1 protein-coding gene and 1 pseudogene are annotated in these 1,861 nt (G+C 67.8%); one reads left to right on the forward strand and one right to left on the reverse strand.

All coding sequences use genetic code 11. The annotated features are described in order from the left end of the window. Positions 1–225 precede the first annotated feature (225 nt). Entirely contained in the window at positions 226–1,308 is a 1,083-nt protein-coding gene (locus tag D7X74_RS41645; protein WP_120538439.1) for a M35 family metallo-endopeptidase, read from the reverse strand. 229 nt (positions 1,309–1,537) lie between these two features. Between D7X74_RS41645 and D7X74_RS41650 the strand changes: the two are divergent. Beyond that, positions 1,538–1,861, forward strand: a pseudogene (locus D7X74_RS41650) (glutamine amidotransferase); the annotation flags it as partial.

Raw genomic sequence — 1,861 nt, forward strand, 5'->3', positions numbered from 1 at the left:
GGGGAGCGGCCGGGGTTGGTGGTGCCGCGACGACGGGCGCCTGCTGCGCGGGCGGCTCCGACGGCTTCGGCGTACAGGCGGTGACACCAGCGGCGGACAGCACCGCGAGCCATGCGAGATTTCTTCGTCCCAGCCCCATCACGTGACGCTCCTTGGGTTTTCGAAAAAAGAAGGGGACGCGAGGCGTTGGCGCCCGCGTCCCCCGGTCAACCGAACCGCGTCACCTTACGGCAGCGACGGGGTGTTTTCCGCGAAGTATTCGTGGCTGTCCGCGTTGTCACGCGCCTTGGTGGGGTTGGACTTCGCCAGGCTCTTGGCGGCCGTCTGGCCGTAGGCGTGGTCGTCCGTGCCGGCCACGACGGTGAAGTGGCTCATCTCGTGGATCAGCGTGCCGGCGCGCGAGTCCGTGCCCGTGTTGGGCGCGCTCCAGAAGGCGCCGCACACGTAGATCTTGTAGGGCGAGGCCGGGTACACGTAGGCGTACGTGCCGCTCTCGTTGCAGCTGCAGTCCACCACGACGGCCGCGGAGTCGAACGCGGTCTTGATCTTGGTGAAGTGCGTCTTGATGGTGCCCCAGTTGGTGCTGGAGTACGTGCCGAACCACGTGGTGTAGCGCGTGGTCGCGGACGGCGTCGCGCTCAGGTACGTGACGGAGTTGTTGGCGTAGGTCTTCGCGCTGTTGAACGCGGTGGAGATGGAGGTCTGCTCGGAGCTGGTGCAGGCCCCGGAGTACGCCAGGCTCTCACCCGTCACCTGGCCCATCGCCTCCGCCACATCGCGGCTGTTGCGGCGGCCTTCGATGAAGAGGCTGACCTCGTTGGAGGACAGCGCCGTCACGCTCGAGCGCGACTCCAGCTCGTAGCGGATGGAGTAGGTGCCCGTCTGGGACAGGTCATACGCGTCGGAGACCACGACCGGGCCGGAGATGCTCTGGCCGGGGGCGATGGTGATGAGGTCCTCGGGGCGGCCCAGCACGCGCTTGTAGTGCGCGCCGGTGTAGGCCACGGACTGGCCATCGCGCAGCACGGACAGGCGGCCCTCGTTGAGGCCCGCGCCCGGCGCCTCCCACTTGTACAGGCTCACCGGCGTGGAGGAGGTGTTGGTCAGCGTCACCTGCACCGTCACCGTCTCGCTCGCCGCCATGGACGCCTTGGCGACGGACACGGTCGCCGTCAGCTCACCCTGGGCCTGCTCGGTGGCCTCGGGCTGCGAGGTGTCACCATCAACCGGGGCGCCGCAGGCACCCAGCAGGGAAACGCCAACCGCCGTGCCCACCAGCCACTTGAAACCGCGAAGGCTCTTGCTCACGAGGAACGTCCTTTCAAAGAAAACGACGCAGCGAACACCAGGGGGAATGCCCGGGTCCTCACACTTATAGGGGAAGACGGGCTCCCTGATGATGGCACGAAATACTGTGAAATAAACGCCTCCCCACTATTCCGTTTCTCGTCGCGGTGCGGCCCGGGGTGGCGTGGGGCGTTAGGCTTCGTGCGGCACGAGGCGTTGTTTCGCGGCCGAAGGAATGGGGTGTCGGACGATGCGCGCGGTGGTGTTCGAACATGAGGAACACGAGGGCCCGGGGCTCTTGGGGCCCGCGCTGGAGGCGGCGGGTTTCACCCTGGTGCGAAGGTTCCGGACGGTGCGGCGGGAAGACGTGGATGCACCGCTGGTGGTGGTGATGGGCGGACCCATGGGCGTGTACGAGGCGGACGCCCATCCGTTCCTGAAGGATGAGCTGGCGTTGCTGGGCGAGCGGCTGGCGAGTGAACGCGCGTGCGTGGGCGTGTGCCTGGGCGCGCAGCTGCTGGCGGCGGCGGCGGGGGCCCAGGTGTCGCCGGGCAAGAACGGCTTCGAGGTGGGG

This window comes from Corallococcus sp. CA047B (assembly GCF_003612065.1).
In the GTDB taxonomy this organism is placed as follows: domain Bacteria; phylum Myxococcota; class Myxococcia; order Myxococcales; family Myxococcaceae; genus Corallococcus; species Corallococcus praedator.